18 protein-coding genes are annotated in these 20724 nt (G+C 41.3%); 9 read left to right on the forward strand and 9 right to left on the reverse strand.

The window, feature by feature from the left end; translation table 11 throughout:
- Positions 1-112: 112 nt before the first annotated feature.
- Entirely contained in the window at positions 113-724 is a 612-nt protein-coding gene (locus ACFFAP_RS05740; RefSeq protein ID WP_375510319.1) for a hypothetical protein, read from the reverse strand.
- 137 nt (positions 725-861) lie between these two features.
- On the opposite strand from ACFFAP_RS05740, the gene ACFFAP_RS05745 reads away from it, so the two are divergent.
- Both ACFFAP_RS05745 and ACFFAP_RS05750 read left to right on the forward strand, forming a co-directional pair.
- Positions 862-1293 (forward strand): biotin carboxylase, encoded by a 432-nt coding sequence (locus ACFFAP_RS05745; protein WP_375510320.1) that lies wholly within the window; start codon positions 862-864, stop codon positions 1291-1293.
- 247 nt (positions 1294-1540) lie between these two features.
- Positions 1541-3088 carry a hypothetical protein gene (locus ACFFAP_RS05750; RefSeq protein ID WP_375510321.1) on the forward strand — a complete coding sequence of 516 codons (1548 nt, stop codon included), beginning with the start codon at positions 1541-1543 and terminating at the stop codon, positions 3086-3088.
- 65 nt (positions 3089-3153) lie between these two features.
- Here ACFFAP_RS05750 and ACFFAP_RS05755 read toward each other — a convergent pair whose 3' ends face one another.
- The 3 genes from ACFFAP_RS05755 to ACFFAP_RS05765 are packed head-to-tail and all read right to left on the reverse strand — an operon-like array spanning position 3154 to position 5753.
- Positions 3154-3582: a hypothetical protein gene (locus ACFFAP_RS05755; protein ID WP_375510322.1), complete on the reverse strand. Its 429-nt coding sequence runs from the start codon at positions 3580-3582 to the stop codon at positions 3154-3156.
- A gap of 39 nt (positions 3583-3621) precedes the next feature.
- Positions 3622-5430: an ABC transporter ATP-binding protein gene (locus tag ACFFAP_RS05760; protein WP_375510323.1), complete on the reverse strand. Its 1809-nt coding sequence runs from the start codon at positions 5428-5430 to the stop codon at positions 3622-3624.
- A complete protein-coding gene (locus ACFFAP_RS05765; protein WP_375510324.1) occupies positions 5415-5753 on the reverse strand; it encodes a hypothetical protein in 339 nt (112 codons plus the stop codon). The genes ACFFAP_RS05760 and ACFFAP_RS05765 overlap by 16 nt, the downstream gene beginning before the upstream one ends.
- 44 nt (positions 5754-5797) lie before the next feature.
- Here ACFFAP_RS05765 and ACFFAP_RS05770 point away from each other — a divergent pair, with 44 nt between their 5' ends.
- On the forward strand, positions 5798-7480 hold the full coding sequence (locus ACFFAP_RS05770; protein ID WP_375510325.1) for a SulP family inorganic anion transporter: 1683 nt from the start codon (positions 5798-5800) through the stop codon (positions 7478-7480).
- Positions 7481-7575: 95 nt separating this feature from the next.
- Positions 7576-8880 (forward strand): Nramp family divalent metal transporter, encoded by a 1305-nt coding sequence (locus ACFFAP_RS05775; protein ID WP_375510326.1) that lies wholly within the window; start codon positions 7576-7578, stop codon positions 8878-8880.
- 208 nt (positions 8881-9088) lie between these two features.
- On the opposite strand, the gene ACFFAP_RS05780 is transcribed toward ACFFAP_RS05775, so the two are convergent.
- From ACFFAP_RS05780 to ACFFAP_RS05790, 3 genes are read right to left on the reverse strand one after another with little or no spacing between them, the layout of a single operon-like run.
- Positions 9089-9547, reverse strand: a complete 459-nt coding sequence (locus ACFFAP_RS05780) for a hypothetical protein (RefSeq protein WP_375510327.1) — start codon at positions 9545-9547, stop codon at positions 9089-9091.
- Between the two features lie 9 nt (positions 9548-9556).
- Positions 9557-10180 carry a hypothetical protein gene (locus ACFFAP_RS05785; RefSeq protein ID WP_375510328.1) on the reverse strand — a complete coding sequence of 208 codons (624 nt, stop codon included), beginning with the start codon at positions 10178-10180 and terminating at the stop codon, positions 9557-9559.
- Positions 10170-10931, reverse strand: a complete 762-nt coding sequence (locus ACFFAP_RS05790) for a TIGR04255 family protein (protein ID WP_375510329.1) — start codon at positions 10929-10931, stop codon at positions 10170-10172. Before ACFFAP_RS05790 ends, ACFFAP_RS05785 begins: the two co-directional genes overlap by 11 nt.
- Before the next feature lie 215 nt (positions 10932-11146).
- On the opposite strand from ACFFAP_RS05790, the gene ACFFAP_RS05795 reads away from it, so the two are divergent.
- Positions 11147-11821, forward strand: coding sequence for a tetratricopeptide repeat protein (locus ACFFAP_RS05795; RefSeq protein ID WP_375510330.1), 675 nt, complete (start codon positions 11147-11149; stop codon positions 11819-11821).
- A 242-nt stretch (positions 11822-12063) separates the two neighbouring features.
- On the forward strand, positions 12064-13026 hold the full coding sequence (rbsK, locus tag ACFFAP_RS05800; protein ID WP_375510331.1) for a ribokinase: 963 nt from the start codon (positions 12064-12066) through the stop codon (positions 13024-13026).
- A gap of 404 nt (positions 13027-13430) precedes the next feature.
- On the opposite strand, the gene ACFFAP_RS05805 is transcribed toward rbsK, so the two are convergent.
- On the reverse strand, positions 13431-14576 hold the full coding sequence (locus ACFFAP_RS05805; RefSeq protein ID WP_375510332.1) for a hypothetical protein: 1146 nt from the start codon (positions 14574-14576) through the stop codon (positions 13431-13433).
- 251 nt (positions 14577-14827) lie between these two features.
- Positions 14828-16315: a galactose oxidase-like domain-containing protein gene (locus tag ACFFAP_RS05810; protein WP_375510333.1), complete on the reverse strand. Its 1488-nt coding sequence runs from the start codon at positions 16313-16315 to the stop codon at positions 14828-14830.
- 727 nt (positions 16316-17042) lie between these two features.
- Here ACFFAP_RS05810 and ACFFAP_RS05815 point away from each other — a divergent pair.
- From ACFFAP_RS05815 to ACFFAP_RS05825, 3 genes are all read left to right on the forward strand, one after another.
- Positions 17043-18098, forward strand: a complete 1056-nt coding sequence (locus tag ACFFAP_RS05815; RefSeq protein ID WP_375510334.1) for a glutathione S-transferase family protein — start codon at positions 17043-17045, stop codon at positions 18096-18098.
- A 52-nt stretch (positions 18099-18150) separates the two neighbouring features.
- Positions 18151-19035 (forward strand): aspartoacylase, encoded by an 885-nt coding sequence (locus tag ACFFAP_RS05820; protein ID WP_375510335.1) that lies wholly within the window; start codon positions 18151-18153, stop codon positions 19033-19035.
- Between the two features lie 533 nt (positions 19036-19568).
- Entirely contained in the window at positions 19569-20552 is a 984-nt protein-coding gene (locus ACFFAP_RS05825; RefSeq protein WP_375510336.1) for a polysaccharide deacetylase family protein, read from the forward strand.
- The last annotated feature ends 172 nt before the right edge of the window (positions 20553-20724 follow it).

The raw sequence follows: 20724 nt of genomic DNA on the forward strand, positions 1-20724 counted from the left end.
TCAAAGACTCATTAATGGAGTTCAAAGACTCATTAATGGAGTTCAAAGACTCATTCACGAGTATCAAAGACTCAATGAGATTTACTCAGCACTCCTAACTTCTCATTCCTCACTATTTCTGCGACCAGCGCCAGTTATAGCGATTCCATTCGTAGATTCCTTGAATTTCATACTCAGCGCCGTTGAAGAAGCGGACAACGCAGTTAGTAGAGGTATCATCACCGTTGCTAATTTCCTCGACCTTAATCACCATACAGGGAAACCATTCGCGCTTGCAAGGCCCATCTTCTTGCACCCATTCCCATAGTGCATTGGAAACTTCAATGCGATCGCCTATTCTTAGCTTTAGTGCATCCTCAAAATAAGAATATTTATCAAAATGATATGACTCAACACGATTGAGCCACTGTAAACCATAGCGTTGCCGAATAAATTGTACTGTTCCAGAGTCATTTTCTAGTAGCCAGTCGTTGAGTAATTGCACTTTCCAAGTGCGGTTGCGTTGTTCTTCATCCTTAACAAATTGTAAAAATGCTTCTAACTCCTCTGGGGTAAGTTCGTCTAAAGGATTAGCAATAGCTGATGCTCTAAAGGTAGAATTTCCCTGAATTTGCTCGACGACTTGTAGTAATATCTCTTTCTGCGTGTCAGTGAGAGGACAGCTTGCTGCATCACAATCATTAAAGGCTGCGAGCATAGATGCTTCAATCTCATCTGGAGTCATATAAGTTAATAGCAATTGAGGGTTTATTTCCCTAATTATTACAAAGGTTAAATTAAAGTCTTCAATTCCTTGTAGTTAAATTCAGGTAAGCTGAGGTTAGAAGTTACATATTGTTAGATTAAGCCACGGAGTCTTTTATGCGCTTGCGCTCACTCACGGTCGTTTTTATTTCCTGTCTCATCACCTTTCTATCGTGGGTGAGCATTCCCCCTGCTGTAGCATTAACACAGATTAGATTATTTGATGTTTCTTATAAAGATTGTCCACCAGAACTAGCACAAGGGGCTGTTACAAGTAGTGGTAGCACGGCTGCTAATTGTTTTCTTGTCATTGGCAAGGCAGAAAATGGCACTTATAAAACAGTCTACGACGCAGATATTTTTGGACGCATCTATGATGCTAACAATGACTCAGTAATGCAAAACCGGACTCGCTTAGGTTCTATTGCTGAGGTACCACCAGGGATTAGCGATTTTGAATTGAGAATTTCTGTACCCGCGAATCAGCCTACTCCGTTGAAACTGAAGCAGTTTAAAGCAGCTGGATTTAGCGGCCAAGTGCGTAAGTAATACCAATTTTGAATTTGAGATTTTAAAGCAAGTGCATTGGTGTTAATGTTAGCGAAGCGTGGGAGCAACCCATGACTTTCCAGGAATAACTGCTGTTTTTTAACATTTCGCCTGCTGCTTTTTTTGAATCATAAGAAGGAAAACTTTACAGTTCCTCATCGCGTGTAGACTTGACCGCAAGCCAACTGATGTAGCAAGATTCTATTTAAGTCCCTTTCGTCCCACATCTCGAAGTGGGTAGGAGGCAATGCATGATTGGCAATATTTCTTTAACCATGATCGCAGCAATTTAAATCAAGGCACTTACCGCATCTTTGAGCCGGAGTGGAAAGCAGATATTCTCCATTGGTTTAGCCAAAAGGATGTGGATAAGCAGCAAAAAGAAGATTTTATCCAAGCTTTAATAGATTTTGATGACAGCTGCGGCGATTTTTATCGGTATCGCGCCTACTTTTTGGCGGCTGAGGCTTTATCCCAGTTCCCAGAATGTAGTTTGGGAGATGCAATTGTAGAACAACTACTCAAATGGAGTTATGCCTATTTTCGGCACGATAAGCGAGATTGGCAGATACTACCAAAACCATTGGTGAAGACAGCCAGAAAAACGCTGGAATTAACCGACAGAAAACGGGTTATTGCGGCTTTTGTGCATTTGGTTCATACTACTGAAAGTCGTTCAATTCTCCGAGTTGCAGCCGAGAAGTTAGGAAAACTCGATCCGGGTAATAAAAGTGCGATCGCAGCCTTGACACTGTTAACATCGGTTGTTGAAAATAAACAAACATTCTGCCAGATAAATCAAAATCCTAGGGAATTAGCAGTTGGTGATGAAAGTGCGATCGCTACTCTATCAAAAACACTTGAAACCTCTCAGTCTGATAACGAACGTTTGCAAGCAGCTAAAAGTCTCCTACAAGTAGACTTTAAGAATCAAATTGCAATTAATGTTCTATTCGAGCTAGTTAAAAATCTGGGACAATCCCCAAAACATCCAGATGATGCCCAGTATATCGCGGACAGAGCAGCTAGGATTTTAGCGCAAATCGACCCTAGTAATCTACTTGCAATTAATGCTCTAGTTGAGCTGATTAGGACTGCTCAGGATCATTCTTACCTCAACTTAGCAGTGAAGGACTTAGGGCGTTTTGGTGCTGGTAATGAAACTGCAATTGTAACTTTAATTGAGTTAATCGCTTCCACTAAAGATGATTACCTATTATGCGATGCAGCTGGGAGTTTAGAAAAAATTGATTCAGGTAATAAAGTGGCACTTAGCACATTATTTCAGATACTTGAAACCACTAAAGATGAATGTAGACGCTTGTATGCAGCCGAAAACTTAGTGAAAATTGATCCTGTCAATCCAAAGGCGATCATTACTTTATGCCAAATACAGCAAAGCAATCCCTATCAACATGAATCAATCTTGACGGATGCAGTTCAAGATTTAGAACAACTTGATCCAGAAAACAAATTGGTTAAAGAGAAGCTTAACGAAGTTATCCCTACTCTGCTCCGATTTATTCAAATCTTTCAACAAGATGATGACAAGAAAAACTGCTGCAATGACGCCACTATTCGTCTACCCTATGAATCCTGTCTTTTGGATATAGCTGATAGTTTAACAAAAATACTCCAAAGCGAACATTTACCACAAGTAGTCATAAGCCTAAAAGGTTATCTGAGTAAACAGTTCTACAAAAACAGTTCTTATCGCTACGAGGCTGTATTTAACATTATCTGGCATTGTGCCGAAAATCTAACTTACCAAGACTTCTACAAAGCAATAAACTAAACAATAAGCGCAGAATCTTTCTCTTCCTCCGCGTTCCTGTGCGCTTCCCTTAGAGTCCCTTTGCGTTAAAAAACAATCTCCTCCCTCATCCTCTCTTCCAGCACATCCAATAACCCATCCACATCCTTACCAGCTTGCTCAAAACAAATCGGTGGCGCTGGTTCCGGTGCAAACTGAATTAACTTAATTTCCCCCTTCCCAATCCCAATCATCACAACTTCCATTTCCGGCTTGTGATTCTCAACAATTCCCAAAATTTCCTGAAGCCGATTATCAACCTTATTATTTAAATTCTCTATTTGCTCTTTTGGACAATAAACAAAATGCGGTGTTGGTTGCAAATCAATACCAACAGTACCCTGACTCTCACCATTTGCTAACCACAATCCCCAAAACAGCGCCGCCAATTCCTGCTGATTTGCTTTGACAAACTTATCCAACTGGCGACGCCACTTAGTATCACCTGATTCTGGTTGACTATTACCAAAAAACATAAATAATTCGTAATGAAGACACAAAACTTTGCGCGAAAGTTATCTCAAACCTGACTGTACACGCCAGAGACTAGAATAAATCCCATCTTTCTCCAGCAATTGCTCATGGGTTCCCGACTCTACTAATTTCCCATGTTCCATGACATAAATGCAATCGGCATTGCGGATGGTGGAAAGACGATGAGCGATCGCAATTGTAGTTCTATCTACTGTAATCCGTTCGAGCGATCGCTGGATTGCTGCTTCTGTCTCATTATCCACCGCCGAGGTAGCCTCATCTAAAATCAGAATCGGGGGATTCTTCAAGACTGCACGGGCGATCGCAATCCGTTGTCTTTGTCCACCAGATAACTTTTGTCCTCTTTCCCCCACAATTGTCTCATAACCTTCGGGCAATTCAATAATAAATTCGTGCGCCTCGGCTATCTTCGCCGCCGTGATAATTTCTTGCTCTGTAGTCTCAAAGCTACCATAAGCAATATTCTCCGCTACAGTGCCATGAAATAGAAAGACATCTTGACTCACCAAACCAATACAGCGCCGTAAATCTTTTAAATTCAAACTTTGCAAATCAATGCCATCGACAGTAATGCTTCCTGTTTGCACTTCGTATAACCGCAACAAAAGTTTAACTAAAGTGCTTTTACCAGAACCAGTTGAACCGACAATTGCAATGGTTTTCCCCGCCGGAATATCCAAAGACAGATTTTTAATAACTGGAAATCTATCTTTATAGGCAAAATAAACATTTTTAAATTGCACTTCACCGCGCACTTCATTCACAGGTAAGGCCACATCACCTGTATGAATAGCGATAGGAGTATCTAACAAATTCATGACTCGATTAGTAGAAGCCATTGCCCTTTGATATTGGTCAAATGTTTCGCCTAATCTTGTTAAAGGCCACAGCAATCGCTGGATTAAAAACACTAATACGCTGTAAGTACCTACAGACATTGTTCCAGAAACTGCTGCCATCCCGCCATATAAAAGTAATGCCGTGAAACCCACCAAAATTAGCATCCGAATTAAAGGCACAAAAGCAGCAGAAAGGGTAATTGCTTTAGAGTTACTACGGCGATAAGCTTCACTATCTAATTCCAGACGATAAGCTTCATAAGCTTCAGCAGTGAAACTTTTAATAGTAGTAATTCCGCTAATATTGTTTGATAAACGCGAATTTAGGAAACCTACCTTTTCTCGCACATCGGCGTAACGAGGAGCAAGTAGTCGTTGATAAGCAAAGGAACCCCAGAGGATAAATGGCATCGGTGACAAAGCCATCCACGCTACACTTGGAGCCAAAATAAAGAAAGCAGCGCCAATAATTAAAACAGTTGCGGAAACTTGGATAATATCATTCGCTCCCCCATCCAAAAACCGCTCTAATTGGTTAATATCATCACTGAGGATAGACATTAAGCCGCCAGTGCTGCGTTCTTCAAAATAAGCCAATTCCAACTCTTGCAAATGTTTGTATGCATCCAAACGCAAGTCATGCTGAATATTTTGAGCCAAATTCCGCCAAAGTCGAGCGTAGGCGTACTCAAAAACAGATTCTAGTATCCAAATGATCACAGTCAGGAAGGAAATAATCAAAAATTGTTGAAAGACATCGCGTACCCCTAATTGTGCAATGATCGAATCCTGCTGCTTGACTACCACATCCACCGCGACGCCAATTAAGCCGGGTGGTGCTAAGTCAAAAAATTTATTGAGAGTAGAATAAGTAGTCGCCAGCCAAATTTGTTTACGATACTGGTGTCCATACTCAAGCAAGCGCTGGAGAGGATGCGTTGAATGTTTACGCCTTCTTGATGCCCGATGAGATTTTAATACAGTAGCCACGGCTTTTTACGGTTTCGTGCAACTGATATTACCACGGAACAAAGTTCTGAGTCGTGAGTCTGAAGATGGGCGAACGCAATTGTAGTTCTATCTACTGTAATCTGTTCGAGCGATCGCCAGATTGCTGCTTCTGTCTGATTATCCACCGCCAAGGTAGCTTCATCTGAAACCCAAATGAGCAGATTTTTCAAGACTGCACGATACAAATTAATAACAATATAATTTTGACTTTTTTCAGAGATATCTATAATGAAAGGGCTTTTCCCCTCAGGCTCTTTGAGGTTCCGGGTATTATGCTTAATTGCCCGGATATCATATGACATCTATCTGTGTATCAACAAATTGTCTATGAGAGTTGAAACGGAATATGGCAATATCTGATATCCTTCAAGAACCACAGCGTCTGGGTCGCTTCTTTAGTGGACTGCGTGGGGATTTGACAGGAGGATTGACAGCAGCAGTGGTAGCCTTGCCTTTAGCTTTAGCTTTTGCGGTGGCAAGTGGAGTAGAACCAAAAGCTGGACTTTACACGGCTATTGTGGCAGGAATTGTAGCGGCAATTTTTGGTGGTTCCTCAGTCCAAATTACAGGGCCAACAGGTGCAATGGCTGTAGTTTTGCTGGGGATTGTCGCCAAGTATGGCATTGAAAAAGTTTGGATTGCTGGGGTGATGGCTGGGATTATCCAGATTGCCTTGGGGGTTGCCAAACTTGGACAGCTAGTGAAGTTTATTCCCTATCCAGTGACGGCAGGCTTTACTAATGGTATTGCCGTGATTATATTTTGTGGTCAATTAAATAATTTCTTTGGTTTACAACTACCGCGTAGTGAACATTTTCTGCCAGGAGTTTGGCAAAGTCTAAGTCATGTAGAAGCTTTAAACTGGGCTGCTGTTGGGTTAGCAATGGTAGTGATTGCAACCACGGTTTTGTGGCCCAAAATTAATTCTACAATCCCAGGTTCTTTAATGGGGTTGGTATTGGCAACAGCGATCGCTGCTTATTTCCATCTGCATGTAGCCACAATTGGCAGCATTCCGCAATCTTTACCGATGCCCCAAGGTATTCCTCACTGGAATGATTTTAGTGTGATTCGGGAACTGATTAATCCCGCTTTGGCTTTAGCAGCACTGGGAAGTATTGAATCGTTGCTGTCGGCGGTGGTGGCTGATGGGATGACGGTGAGCGAAAAACACAATAGCGATCGCGAATTAATTGGTCAAGGATTGGCAAATATTATTGTGCCATTTTTTGGTGGCATCCCCGCAACAGGTGCGATCGCTCGGACTGTAATCAATGTCCGTTCTGGCGCTAAAACCCGACTATCTGGGGTAATTCACGGCGTTGCCTTAGCCATTTTTATTTTAACTTTAGCACCCCTAGCAGCACAGATTCCTTTAGCAGCACTTGCTGGCATTTTGATGGTGGTTAGCGTGCGGATGATTGAATGGAAAGCCATTGGTTTATTAATGCGTGCTACCTACTCCGACTTTGCTGTGATGATTCTCACCTGGCTAGTGACAATCTTGTTTGACTTAGTTCTGGCTGTAGAAGTGGGATTGATTGCAGCCGCAGTCTTATTCATCAAACGGATGAGTGAATTGAGCCTAGTCAAAATACCTGAAACCGAAGTATTTCCCCCTGGTACTCCTCTGGAATTAGGTAAGGAAATTGCTGTTTATCGGGTAGATGGCCCTCTATTTTTTGCTGCTGCTGAACGTTTTGCTACCTTCCTCCGCCATGAACCGGAAGTGAAGTATTTAATTCTCCGGTTGCGGTTTGTGCCAAATATGGACACAACTGGGTTAGTAGTCTTAGAGGATATTTACCACGACATGGAACGGCACAATTGCCGCTTAATTCTCACAGGTTTACAATCCGAAGTTAAACAACTACTAGAACGTTCAGGATTGTTAAAAACAATTGGGTTATCAAATTGTTTTGAAACAACCACAGATGCGATTTGCTCTATCTCTCCTGAGATTGAAGGATGTTCTCAACCTGTCGCAACTGATTTGAAAACAAAAGAATTGATGGAATTAAATGACTGACAATATTTTGCCATCAAGAGAGCAAAATAGTTGATGTTTATTCTACATTTTCTGACATTATGAAAACAATATGATAATATTTAACGGTAAAGTAAATGACTCCCCCAGAAAACAGACCTAGCTTACCAGAGGTTCACCGTAGTGTTAAAGTCCCGAACAGCAGCTTTTGGCGCAAGATGCTGGCTTATACAGGCCCAGGGTATCTGGTTTCAGTCGGATACATAGACCCTGGAAATTGGGCAACAGACATCGCTGGTGGGTCAAAGTTCGGTTATACTCTGTTAACAGTAATCCTGCTGTCGAACCTGATGGCGATATTACTCCAATCACTATGTGTACGTTTGGGAGTTGCTACGGGGCGAGATTTGGCGCAGGCTTGTCGGGACTATTTCAGCCGAAGGGTAAGCTTTTGTTTGTGGGTACTGTGTGAGATTGCGATCGCCGCTTGTGACTTAGCAGAACTATTGGGAAGTGCGATCGCACTGCAACTTTTATTCGGTATTCCTTTAGTGTGGGGTGTTTGCATCACAGCACTGGATGTTCTGGTATTGTTATTCCTGCAACATAAAGGTTTTCGCTATACAGAAGCCCTAGTAATAATGCTGGTAGCAACAGTAGGCATCTGTTTTACAGCAGAAATTCTTTTCTCCCACCCTGATATGGGGGGTATTTTGTTGGGATATTTGCCCAAAAAAGAAATTTTACAGAATTCAGAAATGCTATACATTGCTATCGGCATTTTAGGGGCAACAGTGATGCCTCACAACTTATATTTACACTCCTCGATTGTGCAAACCCGTAATTGGCAACCTAATACTGAAAAAAGATGGGAAGCAATTAGATTTGGCACAATTGATTCAACTTTTGCTTTGTCATTAGCACTGTTTATAAACTCAGCAATTTTAATTGTGTCTGCCGCAACATTTCATTTTTCTGGTAATCAGAATGTGGCAGAAATTCAAGATGCTTATAAATTACTTTCACCATTATTAGGCGTTAGTGCTGCTAGTGCTATTTTTGGCATTGCCTTACTTGCTTCTGGGCAAAGTTCAACGCTAACTGCAACTTTAGCAGGACAAATTGTTATGGAAGGCTTTTTGCAATTTCGCTTTCCGTCTTGGTTACGCCGTTTAATAACCCGTTTAATTGCCATTATTCCAGCTTTAATTACAATCATTCTTTTTGGTGAAAAGAGTACAAGCCAACTCATAGTTTTCAGTCAAGTTATCCTCAGCTTACAGTTACCCTTTGCAGTGATTCCATTGGTGATATTTACAAGTAATCGCCGCTTGATGGGTGAGTTTGTGAATCCCTTGTGGTTAAAATCTTTAGCCTGGTTAGCTGCTATTGTTATCGTAGGTTTAAATGTTTGGTTGCTATTACAAACTCTTTTGGGATGACTGTTCCAAGTTCCCAGTTAAGATGAATTTTTAGTGATCGCACTTATAGAATTGGCCTGGTCAGGCATTGCAATCGCGCTACTCAAATGCTACTCATTAGAAATGACCTATCGTCCACAACATTTTTATCCTAAGGCATTATGCTTCTTTGAAAGTGATACAGTTTTTAATTACCGTATTTATGCACGCCGAGGTGATATGTCATCGCCTAAGTTCGTAATTCCTGTGGCTTAATCTCCCAATCCTGTTTCTTGATTCTCTCAGTTGCAAGCCGTGCCAGCTTTTCTGCAACTTTTCTAAAAGTTGCCTTGGTCGTGTAATTAGGAGATGGCTCAATTTGTGCGTGAGATGGATTGTCATCTGTTGGCTTTGGACAGACATCAATTTTGTAATCAAAAAGTGGGTTGCCTTTTTGATCGTTTTGAGAAATATTTATCATCCGAACTTCGCCAGTAATTAGACTCACAACACCATCATCTTGGTTTTTCTGTGTGCATTGTGGGTCATAACCACAAAGCTTTGCTCTGTCAACAGAAGGAGCTTGATTTCTATCTGTAAACGCTTGTGAGCTAAGTTCTAATCCAAACTCGCCAATGCGGTAATATTTGTCTAATCCACGGAAAATGCACCGATACAATAGCTCATCATCTGTAACCACATCGCTCACTGCAAACCTCTATGAAACTAGCCATTTCCAGAGAGCCGTAAGTTCAGCAGGTGATGAAGACGTGCCATCTTCCATTTCATTGTCAATGTCAGTTCCCCAAACTTTGATGTATTCTGCGGTATTTCCCAGAATATAAACAGTTAACTTTTTGGTTTCGTGCCACCACTCAAAAACTATTTCTGAGTCAAAGCTCAGATTTACCAATGGTTCACCCCACCACATTTGGTTAGCAGCAACAACCATGTGTAGTTGCTTCAACCATTCTATGGCGTATTTATAAGTTTCATTGTCAGATCCTAGTTCAGCAATTCTTCTGTGAGTTTTGTGAGCTGGTGAATAGCTCCAGCTTGAAAGTTCCAGGACTGCATAATTATCAGATTGCTCAGAGATAGCTTTGACCCTTTGAACTGAAGAAGCAGCTATCTTAGACCGATATTTCCAACTCCCCACGGTTGATGTTCTGTCTGTCGCAAGAATAACAAGATTGGAGTTTTGCCCATCTGATGCACTTTGTAAGCCTTCTGCTGATTGAGAAAGCGGAAGTAGGGTTAATTTGCCGCGTATCTGAGATAGCGCTGTTGTCTCTGAATTGCGACGTTCGTCCTTTGTGTAATAGGCGGCTTTACTTGACATCGAATAACTCCCTTGTGCGATCGGTAATCAAACTCTCAAAGACTTGTCCTTCTCTACTCTTTAATTCATGTAAATTAGAAGCCACTTCCTCAAAAGATAGAGGCTTTTCTACCCAGGCTTGAGAAATGTCCAAATCAAGTATAAATACAACTTCTCCAGGTTGCGGTTCGGAATCCGATAAGGTTATTGCTAGTCTAGCTGGAATATCTTCATAAATTAATTCAGTTTGCGTCACAAATCCTGAGATGTGACTTGGAACGCTATCCGGTAACTGAGGATATATATTGACATAATCACTAAGGTCAATTGCCTCTTCGGGAGATGAAATAACTATTCGATTTATGTAGCGAAGAGAAATACGGGTTAAGCCAACAGGTTTAGCAACTTCTAAATACAATTGAAGTGCCTGCTCGATTCTCTTACTAAATTCATCCCAGCCTTCATAAGGACGAAGGCTATGGATGCTCAGTAGATTGGGCCCAACGCCTACTAATTTTGTGCCATCGGCGGAAGGAAACAAAAACTTGGGCGAGTCTTGTGTTACCGTAACTTCAGGGTTTACAGCCTGCATCTGCGAAAATTTAAATTCCGTTGCTATTGAGTTTTGCTCACTTGGCTCACCTGTGTATAAATCTCTTGCTTTTTCATAAAACAAGCCTGGCACTGTAAAATTCCATGCTTGTCCAGGAGCAAAGCGAAACTCACAGACCGCCTCTTCTATTGGTGGATTACTATAGTGACGGCGTGTCATAAATTACTCAAGTGCAGTATAACCTCACGTTTTAGTAAGCTACAAATTTAAAACGAAAAAAAACGATTCTTGTTTATTAATTTTAAGATATCTAAGTCTGTTCTTATAAAAAGTTTTTCACACTCCTCAATCCCCAATTGTTAGAGTGAAGGAACAGATTGAACAGATTCCGTGGCAATCCAACGTCGTGCTGCAAGTTATAAAGGGGTAAAGCCATGAACCATATCAAGCGAACAATAGCCCTCTTGGGAATAACAAGTGTACTGAGTGTAATGCCTGCTGTTTATGCACAAGAAGCACAAATACCTCTGAAAGCGGCGAACTTTCAAGATTACTATAACCAAGGGGTGCAAAAGCTTGAGCAAGGCAACTTCAAAGGAGCGATCGCAGATTTTGATTCTGTAGTGCGGCTGAATCCACGATTTTATGAGGGTTTTTGCCTTCGAGGTTTGGCTAAATCTCAATTAAAAGACTTCAGTGCAGCAATCACTGACTTTAACCTAGCGCTGCGTTTAAATCCCAACCATACAGATGCTTATAATGGTCGGGGAATCTCTTATGTAGAACTAGGAGATTTTCAGAAAGCCATTGTCGACTTTAATCAGACAGTAAAAATTGATCCAACCTCACAAGATGGTTATTACAATCTAGGACTAGCCCATTTTAGACAGGGAAATCATCAACAAGCAATCGCAAACTTTAACCAAGCACTACAAATCAATCCCAGCCTAGCTGATGCCTACGGCAATCGAGGACTGGCAAAATATGCTTTAGGAGATAGTAAGAGTGCGATCACAGACCTTCAGTCAGCTGCAAGATTATTTCTTAAAAAAGGTGATACCCAAGCTTATCAACAAACACAAACTCTGATTCAGCAAGTTCAGCGTTAGTAATTTGTTCAGGGTAATATAGAAGCGTTAAGAAACCCGCTTTTCTTCCAAATCAGGTTCAGAGAAATTTAAATGCTCAGAGTGATTTAAATTTAACTGAGTAACAAGATTGTTTTTTTAGTTTCATACCAAATAATATTCGCGTCAAAATCAAAAAATGGGATCGCAAATATCATTGCCAAAACAACAGTTGCGATCGCTTGCTGTAGTATTAGCCTAAATGACTTTAAAGATCAACAAAAATGAGCATTATCGTCTTCGGCAGCATAAATATAGACTTGGTAGCAACAGCACCCCGCTTGCCTGTCGCCGGAGAAACGTTGCTAGGAGAAGAATTTTTTAAAGTTTCGGGAGGCAAAGGAGCTAATCAAGCTGTAGCATTAGCACAATTGGGAATTCCTACCCAAATGGTGGGGCGTGTAGGTGCAGACGGTTTTGGTGTGGAACTTGTCAACAATTTACAAGCATCTGGTGTGCAGATTGACAATATTTTTGTGGATGAGACTGTTAGTTCTGGAGTCGCCATCATCGCTGTAAATCATGCTGGTGAAAATCAAATTATTGTAATTCCTGGTGCAAATGGGCGTGTCAATCAAGAAGATGTAGAACGATTGTCTCATTTATTACCAGAAGCGACAGCACTACTTTTACAATTAGAAATTCCGATTAATGCTGTGGTTGCAGCAGCTAAAGCCGCAAGAAAAACTAAAATAACCGTAATTCTCGACCCTGCACCCGCACAATCTGATTTTCCAGATGAACTTTACCCGTTAGTGGACATTATTACACCGAATGAAGTTGAAGCAGCGCAGTTAGTAGGTTTTTCTGTGGATGGAGAAGAACTTGCAGCTAAAGCAGCTGGAGTTTTATTACAACGGGGTGTGAAATGTGCGATCGTTAAACTGGGTGCTAAAGGTGTTTTTTGTGCCACTGCTAAGGAAAAGTTTTTTGTACCCGCGTTTCCAGTTCATACAGTTGACACAGTAGCTGCTGGCGATGCTTTTAATGGCGGCTTGACGGCGGCACTTTTTGAAGGACTTTCTTTACACCAGGCAGTTGTTTGGGGTGCAGCAGCCGGTGCTTTAGCTACGACAAAACCAGGCGCACAAACTTCGCTACCGGATAGGTTTACATTTGATGCATTTCTTAGGGAAAGGGCAGTGGGGAGTAGCAAAGATGAGAAAGATGCATCTGTAAAGAGTTAGAATAAAGCGCCTTTTGTCAATCAATTAAAATACTCAAAATATTCTTAATAATGAGGTGTAGCAATCAATGCCAATAAAAAGCCCTCAAGGTAAGATGAGGGCTTGGCATTTTTTTGCTAGGACTTATGCACTATACAAATTAACCATAATGTGAGTTATGATATTTGGTGGTTTCAGACGCTTCACATAACTCTGATTTACTCGCTTTCTTTGCGACGCCGATAGCGAACGCGAGTGCGTCTCCAAGAGTTGCGTTAGCAAGTCTTGCCTACGGCACGGTCTTGCGTTCGAGCCTCATAGCCCGTCGTAGACATCGCTGCGTGCTAAACATGGCTGAAATACCCAAATTGCATGTAGTACTTATGTACCATGTATAAGTTCTATAGATATCGGCTCAATCTCTTCTACCCACGAGCAAGCGTAATCTGGGCAGCGTCAAAGTCTTGTAGGCGAGTCATGTTTCCACTGTTCTTATCTATGCTATACACACCATTAGGTGTTTCATACCTTAGCGCTCCAAATGCTAGGAGTTGGCCTGTTCCAGAGCAAACCAAGCTTTGTAAGCCATTATTCCATACTTGACCATTAAGTTTCAATTGTGCCAGTCTGATCGGGCTTTTTTGATTTGAATCTAGCTGCACCAAAGTTGTATCGCCATTTAATCCAACTAAAGAGGTATAGAGTTTTCCATCTGGGCACTGAGCTAGATTGCTGACCCGCTCATCCTTCGGGAATTTAATCTTACTAATAAAACTGATCTCTCCTGTTTGAACGTTAATATCTACCAATGTGATCGGTGGTGTACCGTTCTTTTTACCTACTAAACCGATGAGTCGGCCATCATTAGTGCCTAGCAAACTCCCAAGCTGTTGATTCTGTTTAAGTCCTGAGATTATCAAAGTTCTTATAGGCGTACTCAAAAATGTAATGCGAGTCGATGTCGCCTCTTTCCTACCAGTACTAACAGGAGTAGCGGCTACAACAAGTGTGCCATCGCTTAAAGAAGTGAAGCCACTCAATGTCTCATTAGTCTCTACTAAAGGTGTAACCTGATTGGCAACTGTGTCATTGCTTGAAGATGCGTCATTCCCTAACAAAGGGAGGTTACTCAATATATTATCAACCTTTCCTAAAGCTGTACCGACCTTGGCAAGTGTGCCATCGCTTAAAACAGCGAAGCTACTCAATGTCTCGTTAGACTGTACTAAAGATGTACCGCGCTCGGCAAGTATCTGAGTAACTAGTGGACTTAGAAGCTGAACCTTTCCTGTATTTAAAGATTGCAAAACAAAGGATCCTAAAACAAGTCCTAGCCCTACAGGCTTAATATCTGTGGGTAGAAAGTTTGGGGCAGCGCTATCTAATTCAGTGGTATTTACCTCTGGAACAGCCGTTTGGTCAGCGTTGATAATAGAGCCAGAATCTATACCTATAATTTTGAAACTTGGTGTTTGCGCCAAAGTTTTGCTGCTTAGATAACTAAGCCCAGATACTATAGTTGCACCAAGTACTAACTGGCCAAACTGCCGACGTGAAACCTTGTAACTCATATTTCCACTCCTTGAATTAATGACTTTTATCGAGGAAGGTAGTTCTTATCGATCATCTTTGGCGATCGCTAAGAACTGCCGTGACCAATCAGGATGCATGGTTTAAGACCCCTACTGTTGCGTTAGCTTCCCGCTCTTTGCGAGAGTTCAGGGCTGTGAAATCATCCTCTCTTTGAATAAAGGCATTATTTGCTCCTCCAGCAAAAACTGCCTCCTTCAATAAGTAGCAGTGTGAACATAAACGGGTGAGGCTATGATATTCGCATCCAGGTTGCTACTGAGGGTGTTCCATTGTAGTCACTAATAAAAAGCATGTACCAGCCTGGTACTGCTATGTTTCGATTGCTTGTTAGCGTGACATTGAGAGAAGTAGCGTTCCTAAAATTAATCGGCACATCCAGTAACCTTTGTTCTGTATCGCAGGAATGAGTGGTTGCCATTGGTCTAATCAGACTAACCCATTTAATATTCGCAGCTTGGGGTGTCAGAATTGTAAATTGCCGTCCGTAGTTCAATTCTTGAGGAGCGCTCTGAATAATTGGGCGCGATCGCGACATATATGCAGGACTGTAGATTTCTAATCGCAGTTCATTGGCCTTCCGTTTAGGGTTACCCCCAGCTGTGACTACGCTACCATCTGGTAGGAGCAAGGCCACTGAGTGATATACGCGGGGGACATTTTGTTTAGCTACTACTGTCCAGGTATTTGTAGCTGGATTGTAGATTTCTGCTGGCAGCATTGATAGTGTTGTGTCCTCATTCATTTTGCTACCATTGCAAACAAACACTGTGCGATCGGGTAACAAAACTGCGCTGTGATGCATCCGAGCATAGTTTAGAGGCTTTGCTGCTACGTAAGTTGGGTTAGTAGCTTTTAAATCTACAATATTTACCCTGTTTGTTGCCGTAGTAGCACTACCTCCACCAATAATCATCACTTTTTGGTCTTGTGCAGGTGGTAAAAGCACACTGGTACCTTGATTTCCAAAATCTGGGTCTTGTAGCCCTGGCACTACTTTTTCTCTAATGGATTCCGTAAATGTCTCCGGCAAGGTTAGTATAGTTGGCGCAACTCCATAGTTGCCGCCCATCTGAGCACCTGAATAAAAAATTTTTCCACTTTCGAGTAGAAACAGATTTAAGTATGGCGGGTAGAAACGAGTTGTTGGAAAAGCGTTCCAACCATTTGGAAAGAAAGCAGAATAAATTTCTGGTTGTCTGTTGAGGTTGCCATCTTTATCCGGCCCAGAGATTGCAAAGATCCGACCGCTACCTAGTGTCAACAGAGTAGGATACCACCGGCCATTGTTCATTGGTAGTATCTTGACCCATTTCTCCCCAATAGGATCAAATATCAGAGCAGAGGGTGAACCATAAAATGGGTCATAGCGCAAAGTTCCACCCGCAACTAATAACCTACCATCGGGGCGAAAAGAGTGACCAGCGCAAAAAAGGTCAATAGGTTCATTATTAGTATCCAATGGGGGTTTTTGACGGGTGAAGGTTCCTTTACTCACATCCCAAACCACACTGTCATACGGAGTATTTAACTGACTGGGATCATTACCTGAACCGCAGAAAAAGAATACTTTACCAGTACGAAGTAGAGCGGCATGTATAGGTAGGATTGGAGCACTGTACGACAATACTTGCCATTTATCTGTGGTAGTCGCTTGAGCGATGAAAGTTCCTAAATCCGTTTCCTCTAGAAGGTTAGGGTGGTTATGAGTTTGAGTCACTTTATTTACAATTATTCCTACGTAATTTTTATCTTTTTGTTTTTTGTTTCAGTAACTTATTCCTAAAATTATATTTATACTTTTTTAGGCTTGTCTAATATTAAGATGTGATGTTTTTTATAACAAGATCAGGTAAATACCGTTTGATCATTAGTAATTACGCTGTCAATTTTCCCTACTGTCTAGTATCTAATTAAGCCTTGTACTGTATTTTATCGGAAAGGATAAACCATGTTTTTAAATATGACGCATATACCTTTCAGGGCTAGGTATTGGGCATTAATGGCTAAAAAATTGTGTTTTTGACTTTCGATTTGTGACTAAATTAAATATTCAGGTGTCGCACATTTAATTTGCACAACTAGGGCGGACAAGATGCCTACCCCACAAGAGATTGGTTTTTTTGAGGATGAAAATCAAAATATTTTTAGGTTTATTTTTTATTAAAAGAAAAATGATTAGCTTAAATTTTAATTACAAGTATAATACAATACTGAATACATAGTCAATAGAATTAAGAGGATCGCGATCGCTCGCTATAAGGTGCGCTCGCCAATTTGAGACGATTAAGCTCAAAGCTAAGAGATTTTCGGCCATGAGCATGATACAAAGCACAGGCAAAGCGTAGTAAAGTAAAATAGTAAAACTCAGAATAAGTTATAAAAATCGAAACCTACTTAGTAGATACAGTGGTAAGGTGTATCGCTCCGGAAACAAAATTGTCGCCATGAGCAACTCAACTCCAATGGATGACCAGAAAAATCTTCCCAAGAAAAAGGGCAGGACACTCCCTCCTAAGCTGCTCATCTGGCTGGGAAAGTTTGTCTGGACGACTATGTGGCAGATCATGATGTCAAAGCTTGCTCCTAGCAATCAGTCGGGAGCTTATATTCGTCCTAATAGCCAGTTTCGGAAGTTCATTGGCACAGAAGAAGGAAATCCACACCCACCAGCAGCAGGGCGCTACAAACTTTATGTTGGGCTGGGCTGTCCTTGGGCGCACCGAACCCTAGTTGTGCGATCGCTCAAAAAACTCGAAGCGGTAATATCAGTATGTATCGTCTCTCCTTCTCCCATTGAAGGCGGTTGGATATTCAACTCAGAAGAAGAAGGTTGTCGCACACTGGCTGAATTTTATCAACTGGCAGAACCTGGTTACAGTGGACGCTCTACAGTTCCAATATTATGGGATAACCAAACAAAAACCATCGTCAACAATGAGAGTTCAGAGATTATCGTGATGCTGAACTCTGAGTTTAACGAGTTCGCCAACAATCCGACGCTGGATCTTTACCCAGAAGCACTAAAAGAAAAGATTGACTGGTGGAATGAGAAGATTTACCACGCGGTAAATAACGGTGTGTATCGCTGCGGCTTTGCTCAGAGCCAACAAGCATACAATCAATCCTGTAATGAACTGTTCGCAACTCTTGATGAGATTGACATTGCATTACAGACTAGTCGATATCTGTGTGGGGACGATCTCACGCTTGCAGATGTCCGTTTATTCACGACGTTATTTAGGTTTGATAGTGCCTATTACGGGTTGTTTAAGTGCAATAGGCAGCGAATTCGAGACTATCAGAACTTGGGAGCTTACTTACGCGATTTATATCAGCTTCCAGGTGTAGCTGACACCTGCGATGTAGAGAGTGTGAAGCGGGACTACTACGGGAACCTATTCCCACTCAATCCGGGCGGGATAATTCCCGATGGGCCTGATATGTCTTATCTTTATCAACCATCTGGGCGCGATCGCATCGGCAAAGTGAATGCTTCATAAGTTACATTGAGAACTGATACCTCGATGGCTGCATTCTAGAGTTGGTGTAATCGTGAACCAGATTAATCGAGTTGCAATTGTCGGTGGAACTCATGGCAATGAGTTTACAGGGGCATACTTAATCCAAAAATTCGCCCAGTTTCCTGACTTGATTACTAGACAAAGTTTTGAGACAGTCACTCTGTTAGCAAATCCTAACGCTTTTGCGGCGGGGAGGCGATATGTAGAAAAGGATTTAAATCGCTGTTTTCTCAAACAAGATTTACAAGATCCGACTCTGAGCAGTTACGAAGAATTGCAAGCTAAATCAATCCAGGATACCCTAGTATCAAACAGGGATCAACAAGCAGATTTTATCTTAGACTTGCACAGCAGTACAGCTAATATGGGTCTGACAATTATTTTGGTAAACAGTCATCCCTTTAACTTGAAATTGGCTGCTTATCTGAGCCAGATTAATCCTTTAGTTAGGGTTTATCGCTGCTCTTTTAAATCAATTCAAGAAAACCCATTTGTAAATTCTCTGTGCGAATTAGGCTTTGCGATCGAGGTTGGCCCTATTGCCCAAGGACTCTTAAAAGCGACGCTGTTCCAACAAACAGAGGAACTTGTTTATGCGATTCTAAACTATCTAGAACGGTTTAATCAGGGGGGAATTTCATCAAGTAAGGAAACGTTGATTCTCTATGACCATTTATCAGTTGTGGACTATCCAAAACAAGAGGATGGCACTATCTTTGGGATGATTCATCCAGAGCTTCAGGATAAGGATTATCAAGCCTTAAACCCAGGAGAGCCAATTTTTATAACATTTGATGATAAAACAATTTTTTATGAGGGTGCATCTACCGTTTGGCCGATTTTTATTAATGAGGCAGCTTATTACGAAAAAGGAATTGCAATGTGTTTTACCCAAAAGCAGCAAATCAATATCTAGGATGTGCAGAAAATTTTTTGTATAATCGCTTTTTATAGGAAGTGATGACATAAATTGAGCATCCAAATCATCAATTACTTCTATATCATCTAGCGCATCGTTAAAACTTAGTGATACGTTTAAATGTGTCTTGGTTATAATATTTTAAATGTGTCTTGGTTATAATATATTGATGACCAGCAATTAAATATCAGGGTAAAAAGTTGTCCGACGGGCTAATTAAGTCGAAATTAAAGGAGCGCTGAAAACCCATTATCTAATTCACCGGGAATATCTTTTAGACAAGCAGAATTTGAAGATAAATATGGGACACTTCCTAGTGTTCAATCTAGGCGATGTTTACAACGAGGTACGCCTACAGAATGCAGCTCTTAAAATCACTCTTAATTTTGAAAATGATCGGATGAGCCGCAAACCTTCTGGCTTGAGATTTTCGCTAAAAGCAGCGCTGAGTTGAAGTACAAACTTGATTGATAAAGCCCAAACCTAACATTCTATTTACGCTTAAAATTGCCCAAATACTTGAACTAATAATGAAAATCAAGCGACAAGGAAACAAACCAATAGCCAGTCTTTCTTTAGACTTGGATAATGTTTGGTCTTTTCTAAAAAATCAGGGCGCTCCGGGTTGGGAGACTTTCCCCTCTTACTTAGATATTGCAGTGCCTCGTTTCTTAGATATTTTTCAGCAATGGGATTTGACAATCACAGTATTCATTGTGGGTCAGGATGCAGCGCTGGAAAAAAACACCAAGGCATTAAAAGCGATCGCGATCGCAGGTCACGAAATTGGCAATCATTCATTCTACCATGATCCTTGGCTACATCTGTATTCAGAGGATGAGATTGAAAAAGAGGTGGCCTTGGCCGAACAACATATCAAGCGCGTCACTCATCAACATCCTATCGGCTTCCGGGGGCCTGGATACAGTTTTTCTCCTGCGGTATTGAAAGTCTTAGCACGACGGGGATACGAATATGATGCTTCGACTTTTCCCACATTTTTGGGGCCCATCGCCCGAGCATATTATTTGATGACTTGTAAACTGAGCAAGGAAGAACGCAAGAAACGTGAAGCCCTGTTTGGCGGTTTCAAAGATGGTTTGCAGCCTCTGAAACCTTACCAGTGGAAGATGGGTAAGGATAGACTCACTGAAATTCCTGTTACCACCATGCCAATTTTCAAGGTGCCAATTCACTTCAGTTACATAATGTATCTGAGTACCTTTTCGTCGGAAGTGGCGTTACTCTACTTGCGAATTGCCCTGTGGCTATGTAAACTTATGCATGTCCAGCCTTCTTTGCTATTCCATCCTACAGACTTTGTAAGTCAAGAGGACGTGCCAGAGCTATCATTCTTCCCTGGAATGAGCCTTCCCACCTACAAAAAGCTGGCAATAGTCAACAAAAGTTTGGAAATTATATCCAGTCAGTTTAATGTTTTGACTGTTGGACAACATGCCAAATCCGTAGCAAGTGGCCGTCAACTGCCTGTATTAGTGCCTCAAAAGAGGTAAAATATGAACTATGCGATTGATAAGTCCAATTTGTATTCTTAATTACAAATAAAATTAACTTTGACCTGTTTTTGAGAATGAGAAACCAGTATTGGCAAAAAGATAAATTTATTTTTATAATATTTACCTATTCTATTCCAATGTCTTTATTAAAAACTTCTGGTGATATCCC

Source organism: uncultured Nostoc sp., from assembly GCF_964245575.1.
In the GTDB taxonomy this organism is placed as follows: Bacteria; Cyanobacteriota; Cyanobacteriia; order Cyanobacteriales; family Nostocaceae; genus Nostoc.

Excerpts from the sequence above, each read along its gene's own strand:
- ACFFAP_RS05740 (WP_375510319.1), bottom strand. The coding sequence starts at position 724 with ATGACTCCAGATGAGATTGAAGCATCTATGCTCGCAGCCTTTAATGAT.
- ACFFAP_RS05745 (WP_375510320.1), top strand. The coding sequence starts at position 862 with ATGCGCTTGCGCTCACTCACGGTCGTTTTTATTTCCTGTCTCATCACC.
- ACFFAP_RS05750 (WP_375510321.1), top strand. The coding sequence starts at position 1,541 with ATGCATGATTGGCAATATTTCTTTAACCATGATCGCAGCAATTTAAAT.
- ACFFAP_RS05755 (WP_375510322.1), bottom strand. The coding sequence starts at position 3,582 with ATGTTTTTTGGTAATAGTCAACCAGAATCAGGTGATACTAAGTGGCGT.
- ACFFAP_RS05765 (WP_375510324.1), bottom strand. The coding sequence starts at position 5,753 with ATGTCATATGATATCCGGGCAATTAAGCATAATACCCGGAACCTCAAA.
- ACFFAP_RS05770 (WP_375510325.1), top strand. The coding sequence starts at position 5,798 with ATGGCAATATCTGATATCCTTCAAGAACCACAGCGTCTGGGTCGCTTC.
- ACFFAP_RS05775 (WP_375510326.1), top strand. The coding sequence starts at position 7,576 with ATGACTCCCCCAGAAAACAGACCTAGCTTACCAGAGGTTCACCGTAGT.
- ACFFAP_RS05785 (WP_375510328.1), bottom strand. The coding sequence starts at position 10,180 with ATGTCAAGTAAAGCCGCCTATTACACAAAGGACGAACGTCGCAATTCA.
- ACFFAP_RS05790 (WP_375510329.1), bottom strand. The coding sequence starts at position 10,931 with ATGACACGCCGTCACTATAGTAATCCACCAATAGAAGAGGCGGTCTGT.
- ACFFAP_RS05795 (WP_375510330.1), top strand. The coding sequence starts at position 11,147 with ATGAACCATATCAAGCGAACAATAGCCCTCTTGGGAATAACAAGTGTA.
- rbsK (WP_375510331.1), top strand. The coding sequence starts at position 12,064 with ATGAGCATTATCGTCTTCGGCAGCATAAATATAGACTTGGTAGCAACA.
- ACFFAP_RS05805 (WP_375510332.1), bottom strand. The coding sequence starts at position 14,576 with ATGAGTTACAAGGTTTCACGTCGGCAGTTTGGCCAGTTAGTACTTGGT.
- ACFFAP_RS05815 (WP_375510334.1), top strand. The coding sequence starts at position 17,043 with ATGAGCAACTCAACTCCAATGGATGACCAGAAAAATCTTCCCAAGAAA.
- ACFFAP_RS05825 (WP_375510336.1), top strand. The coding sequence starts at position 19,569 with ATGAAAATCAAGCGACAAGGAAACAAACCAATAGCCAGTCTTTCTTTA.